The sequence below is a fragment of the Sphingomonas abietis genome (assembly GCF_027625475.1).
In the GTDB taxonomy this organism is placed as follows: Bacteria; Pseudomonadota; Alphaproteobacteria; order Sphingomonadales; family Sphingomonadaceae; genus Solisphingomonas; species Solisphingomonas abietis.
Window position 1 is genome coordinate 229,267 of sequence record NZ_CP115174.1, and the last position, 15,202, is coordinate 244,468.

The 15,202-nt window shown below is 67.2% G+C and carries 15 protein-coding genes and 1 tRNA gene; 7 read left to right on the forward strand and 9 right to left on the reverse strand.

Features of this window, described 5'->3' with window-relative positions; genetic code table 11:
* Window positions 1–8: 8 nt before the first annotated feature.
* The 4 genes from kdpA to PBT88_RS01195 form a co-directional block, all read right to left on the reverse strand.
* A complete protein-coding gene (gene kdpA / locus PBT88_RS01180; protein WP_270077438.1) occupies window positions 9–1,712 on the reverse strand; it encodes a potassium-transporting ATPase subunit KdpA in 1,704 nt (567 codons plus the stop codon).
* A gap of 15 nt (window positions 1,713–1,727) precedes the next feature.
* Window positions 1,728–1,817, reverse strand: coding sequence for a K(+)-transporting ATPase subunit F (kdpF, locus tag PBT88_RS01185; RefSeq protein ID WP_270077439.1), 90 nt, complete (start codon window positions 1,815–1,817; stop codon window positions 1,728–1,730).
* Window positions 1,818–2,082: 265 nt separating this feature from the next.
* Window positions 2,083–2,850, reverse strand: a complete 768-nt coding sequence (locus PBT88_RS01190) for a TIGR00266 family protein (RefSeq protein ID WP_270077440.1) — start codon at window positions 2,848–2,850, stop codon at window positions 2,083–2,085.
* A gap of 118 nt (window positions 2,851–2,968) precedes the next feature.
* Window positions 2,969–3,958: a DUF2171 domain-containing protein gene (locus PBT88_RS01195; protein ID WP_270077441.1), complete on the reverse strand. Its 990-nt coding sequence runs from the start codon at window positions 3,956–3,958 to the stop codon at window positions 2,969–2,971.
* A gap of 247 nt (window positions 3,959–4,205) precedes the next feature.
* Here PBT88_RS01195 and PBT88_RS01200 point away from each other — a divergent pair.
* Both PBT88_RS01200 and PBT88_RS01205 read left to right on the forward strand, forming a co-directional pair.
* Window positions 4,206–4,281: transfer RNA gene (locus PBT88_RS01200), tRNA-Ala, on the forward strand.
* Between the two features lie 132 nt (window positions 4,282–4,413).
* Window positions 4,414–5,091 (forward strand): NUDIX hydrolase, encoded by a 678-nt coding sequence (locus tag PBT88_RS01205; RefSeq protein WP_270077442.1) that lies wholly within the window; start codon window positions 4,414–4,416, stop codon window positions 5,089–5,091.
* Between the two features lie 28 nt (window positions 5,092–5,119).
* On the opposite strand, the gene clpS is transcribed toward PBT88_RS01205, so the two are convergent.
* The 3 genes from clpS to PBT88_RS01220 all read right to left on the reverse strand — a co-directional run bounded on the left by clpS (window position 5,120) and on the right by PBT88_RS01220 (window position 8,459).
* Window positions 5,120–5,443 (reverse strand): ATP-dependent Clp protease adapter ClpS, encoded by a 324-nt coding sequence (clpS, locus tag PBT88_RS01210; RefSeq protein ID WP_270079133.1) that lies wholly within the window; start codon window positions 5,441–5,443, stop codon window positions 5,120–5,122.
* A gap of 210 nt (window positions 5,444–5,653) precedes the next feature.
* A complete protein-coding gene (locus PBT88_RS01215; RefSeq protein ID WP_270077443.1) occupies window positions 5,654–6,643 on the reverse strand; it encodes a phasin family protein in 990 nt (329 codons plus the stop codon).
* A gap of 136 nt (window positions 6,644–6,779) precedes the next feature.
* Entirely contained in the window at window positions 6,780–8,459 is a 1,680-nt protein-coding gene (locus PBT88_RS01220) for a PHA/PHB synthase family protein (protein WP_270079134.1), read from the reverse strand.
* Between the two features lie 188 nt (window positions 8,460–8,647).
* On the opposite strand from PBT88_RS01220, the gene PBT88_RS01225 reads away from it, so the two are divergent.
* The 3 genes from PBT88_RS01225 to PBT88_RS01235 all read left to right on the forward strand — a co-directional run bounded on the left by PBT88_RS01225 (window position 8,648) and on the right by PBT88_RS01235 (window position 11,907).
* A complete protein-coding gene (locus PBT88_RS01225; protein WP_270077444.1) occupies window positions 8,648–9,865 on the forward strand; it encodes an LL-diaminopimelate aminotransferase in 1,218 nt (405 codons plus the stop codon).
* A 183-nt stretch (window positions 9,866–10,048) separates the two neighbouring features.
* On the forward strand, window positions 10,049–10,492 hold the full coding sequence (locus tag PBT88_RS01230; RefSeq protein ID WP_270077445.1) for a glycine zipper 2TM domain-containing protein: 444 nt from the start codon (window positions 10,049–10,051) through the stop codon (window positions 10,490–10,492).
* A 107-nt stretch (window positions 10,493–10,599) separates the two neighbouring features.
* Entirely contained in the window at window positions 10,600–11,907 is a 1,308-nt protein-coding gene (locus PBT88_RS01235; protein WP_270077446.1) for a homoserine dehydrogenase, read from the forward strand.
* Between the two features lie 29 nt (window positions 11,908–11,936).
* On the opposite strand, the gene PBT88_RS01240 is transcribed toward PBT88_RS01235, so the two are convergent.
* Both PBT88_RS01240 and PBT88_RS01245 read right to left on the reverse strand, forming a co-directional pair.
* The gene (locus PBT88_RS01240) at window positions 11,937–12,353 is read right to left on the reverse strand and encodes a hypothetical protein (RefSeq protein WP_270077447.1); all 417 of its coding nucleotides are present in this window, start codon (window positions 12,351–12,353) and stop codon (window positions 11,937–11,939) included.
* Between the two features lie 24 nt (window positions 12,354–12,377).
* The gene (locus PBT88_RS01245) at window positions 12,378–12,755 is read right to left on the reverse strand and encodes a hypothetical protein (RefSeq protein WP_270077448.1); all 378 of its coding nucleotides are present in this window, start codon (window positions 12,753–12,755) and stop codon (window positions 12,378–12,380) included.
* Window positions 12,756–12,816: 61 nt separating this feature from the next.
* On the opposite strand from PBT88_RS01245, the gene glpX reads away from it, so the two are divergent.
* Complete coding sequence (glpX, locus tag PBT88_RS01250; RefSeq protein WP_270077449.1) at window positions 12,817–13,791, forward strand: class II fructose-bisphosphatase; 975 nt, start codon at window positions 12,817–12,819, stop codon at window positions 13,789–13,791.
* 89 nt (window positions 13,792–13,880) lie between these two features.
* Window positions 13,881–15,155, forward strand: a complete 1,275-nt coding sequence (locus tag PBT88_RS01255) for a cation:proton antiporter (protein WP_270077450.1) — start codon at window positions 13,881–13,883, stop codon at window positions 15,153–15,155.
* The last annotated feature ends 47 nt before the right edge of the window (window positions 15,156–15,202 follow it).

Genomic DNA, 15,202 nt, shown 5'->3' on the forward strand with positions numbered 1-15,202 from the left:
GATAGACCTTAGAAAAGCTGGCCGCGGATCATCGCGAGATGATCGGCGATGGGGCCGAGCGCGAGGCTGGGCAGGAAGGTGAGGCCGCCGAGGATCAGCACGATGCCGATCAGCAGGCCGATCCACAGCGGGCCGGTGGTCGGGAAGGAGCCCGCCGTTGCCGGCGTCACCTTCTTGGCGGCGAGCGATCCGGCGATGGCGAGCATCGGCACGATCACGAAGAAGCGGCCGAGCCACATCGCGATCATCAGCATGCCGTCATAATAAGGCGTGCTGGCGGTGAGGCCGGCGAAGGCCGAGCCGTTATTGCCCACCGCGCTGGTGAAGGCGTAGAGGATCTCCGAGAAGCCATGCGGCCCCTTGTTGAGCGGGCCGGCAAGCCCCGGCGCCACCACCGCACTGATCGCGGTCATGCCGAGGATGACGAGCGGCAGCACCGCGATCGCGAGCACCGCGAGCTTCACCTCGCGCCCCTCGATCTTCTTGCCGACATATTCCGGCGTGCGACCGACCATCAGCCCGGCGACGAACACCGCGAGGATGGCGAACAGCAGGAAGCCGTAGATGCCCGAGCCGACGCCGCCGACCACCACTTCGCCGAGCTGGATGTTGAACAGCGGGATCAGCCCGCCGAGCGCGGTGAAGCTGTCGTGCATCGCGTTGACCGCGCCGCAGGAGGCGGCGGTGGTGACGACCGCGAACAGCGCCGAGGCGGCGGTGCCGAAGCGGACCTCCTTGCCCTCCATATTGGCGCCGGCGATGCCGAGATGGTGGACGATCGGGTTGCCGGCGGCCTCCTGCGCATAGGTGACGAGCACGCCCGCCAGCACGATCAGGATCATCGCCGAGAGGATCGCCCAGCCCTGCCGGGTATTGCCGACCGCCTTGCCGAAGCACCAGGTCAGCCCGAAGCCGATCAGGAAGATCGACAGCATCTGGACGAAGTTGGTGGCGGCGCTGGGATTCTCGAACGGGTGCGCGGAGTTGGCGTTGAAGAAGCCGCCACCATTGGTGCCGAGCATCTTGATCGCCTCCTGGCTGGCGACCGGCCCGATCGCGAGGGTCTGCTTGATCCCTTCCAGCGTGGTGACGTCCACCGAGGCGGCCATGGTTTGCGGCACGCCGGACGCCACCAGGTAGAGCGCGTAGACGATCGAGAGCGGCAGCAGCAGATAGAGGGTGATGCGGGTCGCATCGGCCCAGAAATTGCCGACCGTCTTACTCTCGCGCCGCGCGAAGCCGCGGAACAGCGCGAAGGCCAGCGCGATGCCGGTCGCGGCCGACAGGAAGTTGTGGATGGTGAGCGCGAGCATCTGGCTGAGGTTCGACATGGTCGATTCGCCGGCATAGCTCTGCCAGTTGGTGTTGGTGGTGAAGCTCACCGCGGTGTTGGCGGCGAGATGCTCGGGCAGCCCGGCCAGGCCGCCGGGGTTGAACGGCAGCAGCGCCTGCGCGCGCAGGATCGCATAGCTGAACAGCGCCAGCACCGCGTTGAACACCAGCATGTGGACGGCGTAGCGGCGCCAGCCCTGCTCCGCGGTCGGCTCGATGCCGGACAGACGGTAGAAACCGCGCTCGACGGGGCCGAGCACGGCATGGAGCGGGGTGCGGCGGCCTTCGTAGAGCGCGTGGAGCCACAGCCCCACAGGCTTGGTGAGGGCCAGCAGCACGGCGAAGAAGGCGAGGATGAGCATCCATCCGGAAACGGTCATGGTGTCGGCCCCCGATCAGAATCGTTCGGGGCGCAGCAGCGCCGCGACCAGATAGACGAGCAGGCCGAGCGCGGTGATCGCGGCGAGCCAGAGGTCGATCGTCATCGCCGCCTCACGCCTGATCGCACAGGCGAACATAGGCGAGCGTCGCCGCCAGCAGCCCCAATATCGCCGCGACCCAGAATATGTCCTGCATGATGCACGTCCCTCGCAACGGGCGCGCGACGAGGATCGCCGCGCGGCGTCAGGAGGGCGGATTAGGCGCCTCACCCGTCAGCTTTCGAGACGGGGTTCGCGGGTGCCGCATAAGATCGGCATAGTATCGGCGCGATCGGAGACGTCGCCGAATGCCGTAATGCCGAGTATTCGCCTACTCGTTGCCGAATATCCCGCCGAGGATGCCGCCGACCACGGCGCCTGCCGCGCCGGTGCCAACGATCGGCGCGACGCTGCCGCCGCGTTCGCCGCTGCTCGGCAAATAGCGCGCAATCTCTTCGGCGAGGTTGAGGATCGGCATCGATTGCAGCCAGATCTTGCCCGGCCCGGTCAATGTCGCGAGGAACAGGCCTTCGCCGCCGAACAGGATGTTGCGGAATCCGCGCATCATCCGGATGTCGGTGGCGACGCTCGGCTCCTGGAGGCCGATATGCCCGGCATGGACGAGCAGTCGCTCGCCGGGGCTGAGCTGCTTCTCGATCACTTCGCCGGAAAGATCGAGGAACACCGTGCCCGGCCCGGTGACACGCTGGAGGATGAAGCCTTCGCCGGCGAAGAAGCCCGCCCCCAGCCGCTGCTGGAAGGCGATGTCCAGCGTCACCGATTGCTCGGCGCACAGGAAGGTCTCCTTGCGGCAGACCAGCGACTGGCCGGCGGCGAGCCTGAACGGCAATATCTGGCCCGGAAAGCGGGGCGCGAAGGCGATGTGCCCGGCGCGTTCGGCGGTGAACTCGGTGATGAACAGGCCGCCGCCGCTCATCGCGCGCCGCAGCCCCGCGAACAGGCCGCCGCCGGTGTGGGTCTGCATGGCGATGGTCTCGCTCATCCACGCCATGCTGTGAGGCTGGCTGTAGAGCCGTTCGCCGGCCTCCAGATCGATCGAGACGGTCTGCATCGTCGTGCCGGAAACTTCGTAGCGCATATCGTCCTCCGTCGACTCCCGAAGACGATCCTATCACGATGGCGCACATGCAAAAGGCCCGGCCGATGGCTCGGCCGGGCCTTCGCCTCATGGGTGCGTCACGCGCCCATCAGTACCATCAGTAGGTGCCGGAGAAGCTCCGGTTGAGGTCGGTCGATCCACGATCGCCGTCGCGATCGCGATCGCTGCCGAACAGGCCCTGATTCTGCTCCTCGTCGCGCCAGGCCTGCTGGGCCTGTTCCGCGGTCTTGGAGAGATGGACCTTGTCGTCGACCGACTGGATCCACGAGGACGGGATCGAGTGGTGATGGCCGCCGGCGTCGCGATCGGTCTTGGTCAGCAGGATGCGGTCGCCGCGGACATGATCGACCTTGCCGACATGCACGCCGTCGGAGCCCAGCACCTCCATATGCTCCTGCGCCTGCTGGAGCGAGGATCGCTGGGTCTGGCGATTCTGGCGCCATGCCGAGAATTCGCTGGCAAAGCGCGTCTGGTTCTCGCGGCGATACTCGTCATAATCGCGATCGAGTTCGCTGATCTGGCGATGGCGCCAGCCATGATAGCCATGCTCGTCGTCGCGGGCGGCATCGCGACCGGATGAGCCGGCGCCATAGCCCGTACCATAGGATGCGCGATAGGCGTCGTAGCGCTGGTCGCGATCGCTGCCAAAGCCGGTATCGGCATAGCTGCGGGTGCGGGTGCCGTCGGGATAACCGGTCTCGAACTGGCGGTCCTCGCCGGTCGCCGGATAATGATAGGCGGTCGGCGCATAGCCGCGCGAGAAGCCGCGATCATCGTCGCTCTGGTTGGAGCGACGCCAGTTCGGATAGCGATCGGGGCCAGCATAGCCGCCCGGCGCCGAGCGGGCGAAGCGACCGCCTTCGTAGCGACCCTCGTAGCGGCTGGCGGGATGGTCGCGATCGTAGCGCTGATCGAAGCGTTCGTCGCGGCGCCGGCGGCGCTCCGCCTCTTCATCGCCGAACCAGGATCGGATCTCGTCACCGGCGCGGTCGAAGAAGCCGCGGTCGTCGGGGCTGCCATAACCCGGCTCGCGGCGATAATCGTCGCGGCCATAGCCATAGGGGCGATCGTTGCGTTCGTAACCCATGATAAGTCGTCCTTTCTCCTGGGAAAAACCTGCCGAACGGTATCGGCCGCAGAGTGCGGCGCCCGCTCGATCAGCCTTCAAAACGGAAGAAAAGCGTGGGCGTTCCTGTCGTTACGGGTGCGCCCTGGCGCGGTTCGCCCAGCCGCCGCGCTGTTGCGACGAGCAGTGGCGGGCGACCGATGCATGATCGGAATTTGCGCGTTGCCAGCGGCGGAAAGCGCCGCTAAATGCAGCGCTCCGGCGGTGCGGGGCTGTAGCTCAGATGGGAGAGCGCTGCAATCGCACTGCAGAGGCCAGCGGTTCGATTCCGCTCAGCTCCACCACGCCGCCGGTCCTTTTCCCCTGTCGATCCGGACAGCGTCCCGCGCCGCGATTTCGCGCGCGTGCCGCATTTCGGCGATGGCCGGAAATGTGCGACGATCATGATATGACTGATTCACGATCGGGGCGCGGCCTTGGCGTCCACTGACCCCGCCGCGCCGGTATCGGATGCCGCATCGCTGATCCTGATGCAGGATCGGGCGGGCGAGGCGCCGCGCATCCTGATCGTCCAGCGCGGCGCGGCGCTCGTCTTCGCGGCCGGCGCCTATGTCTTTCCGGGCGGGCGGGTGGACCCCGAGGACCGGGCGGCGGCGGCATCGGCCCATCCGCAACTGGCGCCGGACGAGGCGGCGGCGCGGATCGCGGCGATTCGCGAGACTCGCGAGGAGACCGGCATCGCCCTCGATCCCGCCATCGGCGCGGCGCTGATCCCGTTCGCACGCTGGCTGCCGCGGCATGAGGCGGTGAAGCGGCGATTCGATACGCGCTTCTATCTGGCCCGCGCCACCGGAGAGGACATCCCCGTGGCCGACGGCGAAGAGACCAGCCAGGCCTTCTGGGCGACGGCGGCGGATGTGCTGGCGCGCTGCGAAGCGGGCGACGGGCGGGCGATCTTCCCGACTCGGCGATTGCTGGAGCGGATCGCCCGGTTCGGCAGCTTCGCCGACGCCTGTGCCGATGCGGCGCGGTGGCCGCAGCGGATCATCTCGCCCTGGATCGAGTCGCGCGAGGATGGCGACTGGCTCCGTATCCCGAACGATGCCGGCTATCCGGTTACCGGCGAGCCGATCGCGACCGCCTTCCGCTACTGAGCGCGGGCTCGTCGCCCAGGCTCGTCGTTCAGGCCTTTTCGATCGTGCATTGCAGCGGATGCTGCTGCTGGCGGGCGAAATCGACCACCTGGGTCGCCTTGGTCTCGGCGACCTCGTGGCTGAACACGCCGCACACGCCGACGCCCTTCTGGTGGACGTGGAGCATCACCCGCGTCGCATCCTCGATGTTCATCCGGAAGAAGCGCTGCAGGCACAGCACCACGAACTCCATCGGGGTGTAGTCGTCGTTGAGCATCAGCACCTTGTAGAGCGACGGCTTCTTGGTGCGGCTCCGCGTGCGGGTGGCGACGCCGACGCCGTTGCCGGTGTCCTCGCCATCCTTGTTCGCCATGGCGCGGATCGGTTCATGAACCGGATCGACGCTGGCGAGGAGATTATGGGGCTGCTGCATGGTCATCGGCCACGATATGGCATCGCGCGGGGGGAGGGCAAGAGCCGGCTGCGGACAAGCGTGCGGCATTGGTCCAAAAGGTGCCGTCGCCGATGCGAAAAGGCCGCCCCGCGAGGGACGGCCTTTCCTGGCACGATGTTCGATCGCGGATCAGAAAGCGCTGGTGGTCTTCGCCTTTTCGACCGCGACGGCAACCCGGTTCGAGATCGGCTGGACGACGTCGCCGGCCAGCTTCAGCCAGGCTTCGGTCACCTTGGTGCTCTCGGCGACGGCCGACTCGAAATAGGACTTCATATAGTCGCTCTGGAGCTTGAACAGCTCGGTCGGCGATTTGGCCGACGCGAAGGTCTTGAAGGCGGCGGTGCCGCTCTCGAACGACTTGCGCGCATAGTCGGCCGCTTCCTGGCCGAGCGACTCGGCGGCCTTGGCGGCGAGCTTGCCCGACTCGACGATCGCCTCGACATTGCCCTTCTGGAATTCGGTGAACTCCTCGGACAGCTTGACGCTCTTTTCGTAGGCGCCCTTGGCGCGCTCGCTGGCATCGCCGAACAGCGCCTGCATCTTCTGGCCGGCATCGGCGGTGAACTTCTTGGCGGTTTCCTGGACCTTGGTCACGGTGTCGTTCATGATTGTGCTTCCCTCGGTGATGACGGCGATGGGCGCCGCCGCCTGTTTCGTCATGGCCTTCGCAATCGGGGTCTTCGCAACGGGCTGGGGCGCGGGCACCCCAACCTTGTCTTCCACCTTCACAGCAGCCACTTCGACCGGCTTCGGCGCAGGCGCCGGAGCCACGGGGGCCGACTTGATCTTGGGCGCCACCGGCACCGGCTTGGCAGCCACCGGCGCGGGTTTCGCGACAGTGGGTGTTTCGGTCTTCGCCGCCGCCGCCGCCGGCTTCGGCGCAGGGGCCGCAGCGGCGGACTGGATGGCGGGTGCAGCGGGGGGCGGCCCGGCCGCGGCGGTCACGGGTTTCGCCGTTCCGGCTGGCGTCGGCGCCGCGGCGGTCGCTGGGACGGGTTTCGCGGTGGGAGCGGCGGCCTTCGCCTCGGGCGTCCTGGCGACGGTGGCGGCTTTCGCACGTTCCGAACTCACCCGCTTGGGCGGGGTGGCACGCGTCGGCTGGCCGGTCTTCTCTACCATAGGTCCGCTCCAAGCGAGACTTGTTACGTTTATATTGCGGCGCACAATACACCTGCTGCGAACGCCACGCAAGTGGATTTTGTGCGGTGCAGCATGGCTGTTGAGGTGAAGCGATAACGGCGTGCGCCGAACCGCCTCAGCGCTGGCTGACGTAGCGTCCCGGCGCGTCCTCGATCGCCTTGCGCCGGCCCTTGCCCGGCAGGCGCGCACCCTTGGCGGCGACCATCTCCGCATCATGACCGGCCAGCCAGGCGCGCCAGTCCGGCCACCAGCTGCCCTTGGTCTCGATCGCCTGACCGAGGAAGTCGGCCAGCGTCGCGGCGGGATGGTCGCTCGTCCAATATTGATATTTGCCGGAGGCGGGCGGGTTGACCACGCCGGCGATATGGCCGGACCCGGCCAGCACGAAACGGAGCGGCCCGCTGAGATGTTCGGTGAGCTTCCACACGCTGTCGGCCGGCGCGATATGGTCTTCGCGCCCGGCCTGGACATAGGCCGGGGTGGTGATGGCGGTCAGGTCGATCGGCGTGCCGGCGACGGCGATGGCGCCGGGCTGCACCAGCAGATTGTCGCGGTAGAAATCACGCAGATAGGCCTGGTGCCACAGCGCCGGCAGATTGGTGACGTCGCCGTTCCAGTGGAGCAGATCGAAGGCGGGGTGCTCTTCGCCCATCAGGTAATTCTGGACGACATAGTTCCAGATCAGATCCTTGCCGCGCAGCAGGTTGAAGGTCGCGGCCATGTAGCGCCCGTCGAGATAGCCCTTGTCGCCGGCGAGGCCGGCGGCGAGATCGAGCTGGGCGTCGTCGATGAACAAAGCGAGATCGCCGGCGGCCGCGAAATCCACCTGCGCGGTGAAGAAGGTGGCGGTGGCGACCTTCGCCGCCTCGCCTTGTGCGGCGAGCAGCGCCAGCGTCGCGGCGAGCGTGGTGCCGGCGACGCAATAGCCGATCGTGTGGGTGCTCTCGACCCCCAACAGGTCGCGCACCGTATCGATGGCGTCGATCTGCGCGGCGACATAATCGTCGAGCATGACATGGGCGATGCTGGCGTCGGCCGATTTCCACGAGACCATGAACACGCTGATGCCCTGCTCCACCGCCCAGCGCACGAAGCTCTTCTGCGGGTTGAGATCGAGGATGTAGAAGCGGTTGATCCACGGCGGGAAGATCAGCAGCGGGATCTTCGCCACCCTGTCGGTGGTCGGGCTATATTGGATCAGCTGGTAGAGCGGTGTCTCGTGGATCACCTTGCCGGGGGTGGAGGCGATGTCGCGGCCGAGCTGGAAGGCGTCGCGATGCGAATGGGTGAGCTGGCCGCGATCGAGATCGGCGAGCAGATTCTCCATGCCCCTGAGCAGGCTCTCGCCGCGTGTCGTGAGGATCTTCTCCAGCGCCTGCGGATTGGTGGCGACGAAATTGGCGGGCGACATCGCCTCGGTGAAGGACCGGGTGGCGAAGCGGAGCTGCTCGCGCTGCTTGTCCGACAGGCCGCCGATCGCCTCGACCGAGCGGACCATATGATCCGAGACGATCTGGTAGGATTGGCGGATCAGATCGAACATCGGCAGGTCGCGCCATTGCGGCGCGGCGAAGCGGCGATCGGCATCCGGTTTGGGTGCCGGGGCGGCGGCGGGATCGAGGAAGCGCTGCCAGAGCGTCAGGCTGTCCTTCCAGAAATCGGCCTGCGCATCGGCGAGCGTATCAGTATCGAAGCGGATCGCGGCCGGATTGGTCCACATCTTCGAGAAATCGGGCAGAGCGGGCGGTGTCGGCGGCGCCAGCAGCGCCTGGCGGGAGGCATATTCGAGCAGCATCTGCTGCGCGCGACCGATCACGCCGGTCCAGTGCTGGATCTCCTCGAGCGTCGGCTGGAACGCATCGCGTGCATCGGTCTGCTCGGCCAATCGACCACTCCCACAGAAACGCGCCTGTGCCGTTGCGCGCGATTCCGCTATAGCGCGGCTGCCGCCACCGTGGCGAGCCATCCAGAAGGTCTTTGAGAATGTCCGAGGATTTCTACCGTATTCGTCGCCTGCCCCCTTATGTGTTCGCCGAAGTGAACGCGATGAAGGCAGCGGCGCGCGCGGCGGGAGAGGACATCATCGATCTCGGCATGGGCAATCCGGACGGCGCGCCGGCGCAGCATGTCATCGACAAATTGTGCGAGGTCGCGCGCGATCCCGGCGCACATGGCTATTCGGCATCGAAGGGCATTCCGGGGCTGCGCAAGGCGCAGGCCGGCTATTATGCGCGCCGCTTCGGCGTCGATGTCGATCCCGATAGCGAGGTGGTGGTGACGCTGGGGTCCAAGGAGGGCCTCGCCAACCTCGCCCAGGCTATCACCGCGCCCGGCGACGTCGTGCTGGCGCCGAACCCGAGCTACCCGATCCACACCTTCGGCTTCATCATCGCGGGTGCCGCGATCCGCTCGATCCCGGCGGCGCCGGGGCCGGACTTCTTCACGCGGCTGGAGCATGCGATCGCCTACACGGTGCCGAAGCCCTCGGTGCTGGTGATGGGCTATCCGTCCAATCCCACCGCCTATGTGGCAGATCTCGCTTTCTACGAGCAGGTCGTCGCCTTCGCCAAAGAGCACAAGCTCTGGGTGCTGTCCGATCTGGCCTATTCGGAGATTTATTTCGGCGACAAGCCGACGCCCTCGATCCTCCAGGTGCCGGATGCCAAGGATGTCGCGATCGAGTTCACCTCGGTCTCCAAGACCTATTCAATGGCGGGCTGGCGGATCGGCTTCGCGGTCGGCAACAAGACGCTGATCGGCGCGCTGACGCGGGTGAAATCCTATCTCGATTATGGCGCCTTCACGCCGATCCAGGCGGCGGCGGTGGCGGCGATCAACGGCCCGCAGGATATCGTCGAGCAGAACCGCCAGCTCTACAAGCGCCGCCGCGACGTGATGGTGGAGAGCTTCGGCCGCGCCGGCTGGGAGCTGCCGTCGCCGGAAGCCTCCATGTTCTGCTGGGCGCCGATCCCGCCGGCGCTGAAGCATCTCGGCGCGCTCGAATTCTCCAAGCAGCTGCTCCAGCACGCGCAGGTCGCCGTCGCGCCCGGCGTCGGCTTCGGCGAGGAGGGGGAGGGGCATGTCCGCCTCGCGCTGGTCGAGAACGAGCATCGCATCCGCCAGGCCGCGCGCAATCTGAAGCGCTATCTCCAGTCGATGGGCGTCAATGCGCCGGCGGACCAGCCGCGCAAGGCGGGCTGACACGGCAGGCGGGCTGACACGGCAGGCGGCCTGACCAGGCGGGGCGGCGGCGCGAATCTTTCGTTTCGCTGTCGAACCGGTTCATGACGGCGTCATGGTTGGCGAGGCACAATCTCGATCAAGGTCGGGCGGGCAACCTTATGCCGTCCGGTCGGTTTGGGGATCACCCAAGAGGAGTGTAGCATGAAGAAGATATTGTTCGGCGCCATCGCCCTATCCGCTTTGGCCACCCCGATGGCGATGCCGCTTCCCGCGCTGGCGCAGGATTGGCACCATGATGATCGCGGCGGCAACGGTGGCGATAATGGCTGGCACGGCGGCAATGACGGCAATGGCGGCGATCATGGCTGGCGCGGCGGCGACCATAATTGGGATCCCGCCAATTCCTATCATGGCGGTGGCCGTGGCGATCGCCGGCTCGGCCGCAACGATCAGGTCTATCGTGGCCATGACGGCCGCTATTACTGCAAGCGCAACGACGGCACGACGGGCCTCGTGATCGGTGCGCTCGGCGGCGGTGTCGCCGGCAACCGGCTTGGCGGCGGCACGCTGGGCACCCTGCTCGGTGCCGGTGGCGGCGCGCTGCTCGGCCGTTCGATCGATCGCGGCAATGTGAAGTGCCGTTGATCCTACTCGGCTGACCCAAGCCTGAGTAGCTTTCGGCCAAGCCTTACTGGCTTGCCCTGACCCTCCCGACGTGCCAGCGCATCGCTGTCACTCGGGAGGGTTTTTTGATGTCCAAGGCTTTGCGTGTCGCTCTGGCTGGTCTCGGCACCGTGGGTGCGGGCGTGATCAAGCTGATCGACACCAACCGCGAGATCGTCGAGCGTCGTGCCGGCCGCGCGATCGAGATCGTCGCGGTGTCCGCGCGCGATCGCACGCGGGATCGCGGCGTCGATCTTGCCCGGTTCCAATGGGTCGACGATGCGACCGCACTCGCCGCACGCGACGATATCGATGTCGTGGTCGAGCTGATCGGGGGTGCCGATGGCCCCGCGTTGACGCTTGCGCGCCGCACCATCGAGGCCGGGCGCCACTTCGTCACCGCCAACAAGGCGATGATCGCGCATCATGGCCTGGGGCTGGCCGGCGATGCCGAGGCCAAGGGCGTCGCGCTGAAATATGAAGCTGCGGTCGCCGGCGGTATTCCGGTGATCAAGGGGCTGCGCGAAGGCGCCGCGGCCAATGCGATCGGCCGCGTCTATGGCATCCTCAACGGCACCTGCAACTACATCCTGACCACCATGGAAGCGGAAGGCCGCGACTTTGCCGAGGTGCTCGGCGAGGCCCAGCGGCTGGGTTATGCCGAGGCCGATCCGAGCTTCGACATTGACGGCGTCGACGCCGCCCACAAGCTCTCGATCCTCGCCTCGCTGGCGTTCGGGACCAAGATCGATTTCGGCGCCGCCGCGATCTCGGGCATCCGCCACGTCATCGCCGCCGACATCGCGCAGGCGCAGGCGCTCGGCTATCGCGTCCGCCTCGTCGGTCTCGCCGAGGCGCAGCCGGAGGGCAGCTCGACCGCCGGCCTGTTCCAGCGCGTCCATGCCTGTCTCGTCCCCAACAACCATCCGCTCGCGCATGTCGCGGGCTCGCTCAACGCGGTGGTGGCGGAGGGCAATTTCGTCGGCCGCCTGTTGTTCGAGGGCCGGGGCGCCGGCGAGGGGCCGACCGCCTCCGCGGTGGTCGCCGATCTCATCGACATCGCGCGCGGCGAATATGGCCCGGCCTTCGCGATGCCGGTGGAGAGCCTCGCCGAGATGGCGCCGGCCGTCACCGGAGAGCGCCGCGGCCGCGCCTATCTGCGCTTCTCGGTCGCCGATCGGCCGGGCGTGCTCGCCGAAATCGCGGCGGCGATGCGCGATGCCGGCGTCTCGATCGAAAGCCTGATCCAGCGCGGCGCGACCCCGGAAGGCGGCGTGCTGGTCGCGATGGTGACGCATGAGGGGCCGGAGCGCGCGGTCAGCGACGCACTGGCGCGGCTCGAAGGATCGTCCAGCCTGCTCGGCCGGCCGATGCTGATGCACATCCTCGACGTGTGAGGCTGGATATATGACGGCCGGGGCGCGGATCAGTCGTCGGGATCTTCGCCCTTCAATATCCTGAACAGCCGCCCCCAAGTCTCCTTCGCCGGGCTCGGCCCGCAATTATACTGACATTGCGGCTTGTCGTTCAGGGCGCCGGCCGCTCGCGGCGGTTCGGCCGGGTGCCGCACGACCTCGCCCGGTTCGGCTCGTTCGTCGCGCAAGGGCAGGCGCTGCGGCTTGTCCGGGCGATGGGCGCAGACCAGAATATCGGTGCCGGTTCCGAGCGGGCAGTCCTGAGAGGCGCCGTGCGGCGCGGGGGCTGCCGCGTCGATCATCGCGTGATAATGCGCCATCGCCTGTTCGGCGGTCATCGTCGATGCGGGCGGTGCATTGGCCGGTGCATCGGGCGGCGCGCTCGCAACGGCGAGCAGCGCCAGCGCGGCGCTGATTCCCATCGTCATCCGCGCCGTCCCCGGATCGGCCATTCAATCGCCGCTGTCTTCGCCGGTGACCGCACCCTTCAGTAGGCCGAACAGCTTTCCCAGGGTCTGCATCTGCCTGCTGGGCGGGCCGGTCGGCGGCCCGGGATCGCCGCCGCCCGGCTCGCCGCGATGATGGACCACCTCGCCGGCCTCCGCCCGCTCGTCCGGCATCGGCAGGCGGGGGGCGGGGCGGATATTGCGGCGGCAGACGACGATCTCGGCCGGGGTGCCGGTCGCGCATTGCGCCGCCGGCCCGCCGGGAGCCGGGACGATCACGCCGCCGAGCTTCGCGCGATAATTGGCCATCGCCTGCTCGGCGGTGATGCCGGTGGTGGATGGCGCCGGCGGCCCATAAACCGCGATCAAGACCAACGCTGCCATGCTCGACATCGTAACACGCCTTCCCTATCGCTCGACGCATTGAGGGTTTGAAGGAAGCATCATGCCGGATAGTCAGGTCGCCGCAAGTCAGGTTCTCGATCGTGTTCTCGTGCTGGAAATGGTGCGTGTCACCGAGGCGGCGGCCATTTCCGCGGCGAAGCTGATCGGGCGTGGCGACGAGAAGGCCGCCGATGCCGCCGCCGTCGAGGCGATGCGCGCCGCGTTCAACGAGCTGGATTTCGATGGCACCGTGGTGATCGGCGAGGGCGAGCGCGACGAGGCGCCGATGCTCTACATCGGCGAGAAGGTCGGCACCGGCAAAGGCCCCAAGATCGACATCGCGCTCGATCCGCTGGAAGGCACGACGATCACCGCGACCGGCGGACCCAATGCGCTCGCGGTACTCGCCATCGCCGAAGAGGGCGGCCTGCTCAACGCGCCCGACGTCTATATGGACAAGCTCGCGATCGGGCCGGGCTACGAGCGCGGCGTCGTCTCGCTCGACATGACGCCGACCGAGCGCGTCGAGGCCTTCGCCAAAGCCAAGGGCGTCTCGCCCTCCGAGATCACCGTGCTGGTGCTCGATCGTCCCCGCCACGAGAAGATGATCGCCGAGCTGCGCGCGCTCGGCACCGGCATCTATCTCATCCCCGATGGCGACGTCGCAGGCGTGATCTCGGTGGCCAGCCCCGAAACCACAATCGACATGTATATGGGCTCCGGCGGCGCACCCGAGGGCGTGCTGGCCGCGGCTGCCCTGTCGTGCGTCGGCGGGCAGTTCCAGGGCCGCCTGCTGTTCCGCAACGACGACGAGAAGAGCCGCGCCGCCAAATGGGGCGTGACCGATCTCAACCGCATCTACGAGCTCGAGGATCTGGTGAAGGGCGATGCGATCTTCGCCGCCACCGGCGTCACCGACGGTTCGCTGCTCGGCGGGGTGAAGCGCCGCCGCGATGGCGTGATGACCACCGAGAGCGTGGTGATGCGTGCGTCGTCCCGCACCATCCGCTGGGTCAAGGGCGAGCATCGCCGCTGACGGTCGGTGCCGTTCGGAACGGCACCGGCACTATTGACGGCGATGGCGGCCGGCCTATCCTCGCTCCCATAAGAAAAAGGGAGTGGGGCATGGCGTCAGTGCATGCGAACGAGCAATTGCTGTTCTCGATCCTGTTGCAGCTGATCGTGATGATCGGCGCGGCGCGGATGATGAATGCGGCGTTCCGCGCGATGGGCCAGCCCGGGGTGATCGGCGAGATCGTCGCCGGGCTGCTGCTGGGGCCGTCGCTGTTCGGCCATTTCTTTCCGGGCGTGTCGCTGGCCGTGTTCGGCGCCAAGCCGAGCCCGGCGATCACGATGCTGAGCCAGATCGGCCTGATCCTGCTGATGTTCCAGATCGGCGCCGATTTCGATTTCGGCCATCTCCGATCGGCGAAGATGAAGCGCGCGGTGCTGCTGATCGCGGTGGGATCGATCGTCGTGCCGTTCGGGCTGGGCCTGTGGCTGGGCTTCGCCTCGCAGCCGAGCATCGCGCCGGGCATCGATCCGGTCATCTATGCCCTGTTCTGCGGCGTCGCGCTGGCGATCACCGCGGTGCCGATCCTCGGCCGCATCCTGCGCGAATTCCGGCTGACCCGTACCCCGATCGGGGTGGTCGCGATTTCGGCGGCAGCGATCAACGATGTGGTCGGCTGGGTGATGCTCGCCTGCATCTCCGCCTATGCGACCGCCGTCTTTTCGGGCGCCTTCCTGCTGTGGCGCCTGGTCGCGATCGCAGTGCTGCTGTGCGCGTTGCGCTTCGTGCTCGCGCCGCTGGTGGACTGGCTGCTGCGCCGCTGGCCGGTGGTGGACGGGCGGCTGCCCGCCAATCTGATGGCGGTGACGCTCTGCATCATGTTCGGGCTCGGCATCGCCACCTATCAGATCGGCATCTTCGCGATCTTCGGCGGCTTCGCGGCGGGGCTGCTGTTCCACCGCCACACCGATTTCGTGGAGGCCTGGAGCAGCCAGGTCGGGCATTTCACATTGGTCTTCTTCCTGCCGGTCTTCTTCACCTTCACCGGACTGCGGACCAATTTGCTGGGCCTTTCGCCGGCCGATCTCGGCTGGCTGGTGCTGGTGCTGGCCGCGGCCGTCGGCGGCAAGATCGTGCCGGTGTTCTTCGCCAGCCGCGCGGCGGGCTTCGACACCAACGAATCGAGCATCCTCGCCAGCCTGATGAACACGCGCGCCCTGATGGAGCTGATCGTGCTCAACATCGGCTATGATCTGGGCTTCCTGCCCCAGAATATGTTCACCATGCTGGTGGTGATGGCGGTGGTGACGACGCTGATGACCGGGCCGCTGCTCCGTCTGCTGCTGCCGCGAACGGGGCATGTCGTGCTGCGGGCGGCGGAGGCCTGATTCGCCGCCTCGCGTTCACAGGCGGGCCGCGATGGTCTAGGCGCAGC

Excerpts from the sequence above, each read along its gene's own strand:
- PBT88_RS01245 (WP_270077448.1), bottom strand. The coding sequence starts at position 12,755 with ATGGCAGCGTTGGTCTTGATCGCGGTTTATGGGCCGCCGGCGCCATCC.
- PBT88_RS01230 (WP_270077445.1), top strand. The coding sequence starts at position 10,049 with ATGAAGAAGATATTGTTCGGCGCCATCGCCCTATCCGCTTTGGCCACC.
- PBT88_RS01195 (WP_270077441.1), bottom strand. The coding sequence starts at position 3,958 with ATGGGTTACGAACGCAACGATCGCCCCTATGGCTATGGCCGCGACGAT.
- PBT88_RS01190 (WP_270077440.1), bottom strand. The coding sequence starts at position 2,850 with ATGCGCTACGAAGTTTCCGGCACGACGATGCAGACCGTCTCGATCGAT.
- PBT88_RS01240 (WP_270077447.1), bottom strand. The coding sequence starts at position 12,353 with ATGACGATGGGAATCAGCGCCGCGCTGGCGCTGCTCGCCGTTGCGAGC.
- PBT88_RS01225 (WP_270077444.1), top strand. The coding sequence starts at position 8,648 with ATGTCCGAGGATTTCTACCGTATTCGTCGCCTGCCCCCTTATGTGTTC.
- kdpA (WP_270077438.1), bottom strand. The coding sequence starts at position 1,712 with ATGACCGTTTCCGGATGGATGCTCATCCTCGCCTTCTTCGCCGTGCTG.
- PBT88_RS01220 (WP_270079134.1), bottom strand. The coding sequence starts at position 8,459 with ATGCTGCTCGAATATGCCTCCCGCCAGGCGCTGCTGGCGCCGCCGACA.
- PBT88_RS01215 (WP_270077443.1), bottom strand. The coding sequence starts at position 6,643 with ATGGTAGAGAAGACCGGCCAGCCGACGCGTGCCACCCCGCCCAAGCGG.
- kdpF (WP_270077439.1), bottom strand. The coding sequence starts at position 1,817 with ATGACGATCGACCTCTGGCTCGCCGCGATCACCGCGCTCGGCCTGCTC.
- PBT88_RS01235 (WP_270077446.1), top strand. The coding sequence starts at position 10,600 with ATGTCCAAGGCTTTGCGTGTCGCTCTGGCTGGTCTCGGCACCGTGGGT.
- glpX (WP_270077449.1), top strand. The coding sequence starts at position 12,817 with ATGCCGGATAGTCAGGTCGCCGCAAGTCAGGTTCTCGATCGTGTTCTC.
- PBT88_RS01255 (WP_270077450.1), top strand. The coding sequence starts at position 13,881 with ATGGCGTCAGTGCATGCGAACGAGCAATTGCTGTTCTCGATCCTGTTG.
- clpS (WP_270079133.1), bottom strand. The coding sequence starts at position 5,443 with ATGGCGAACAAGGATGGCGAGGACACCGGCAACGGCGTCGGCGTCGCC.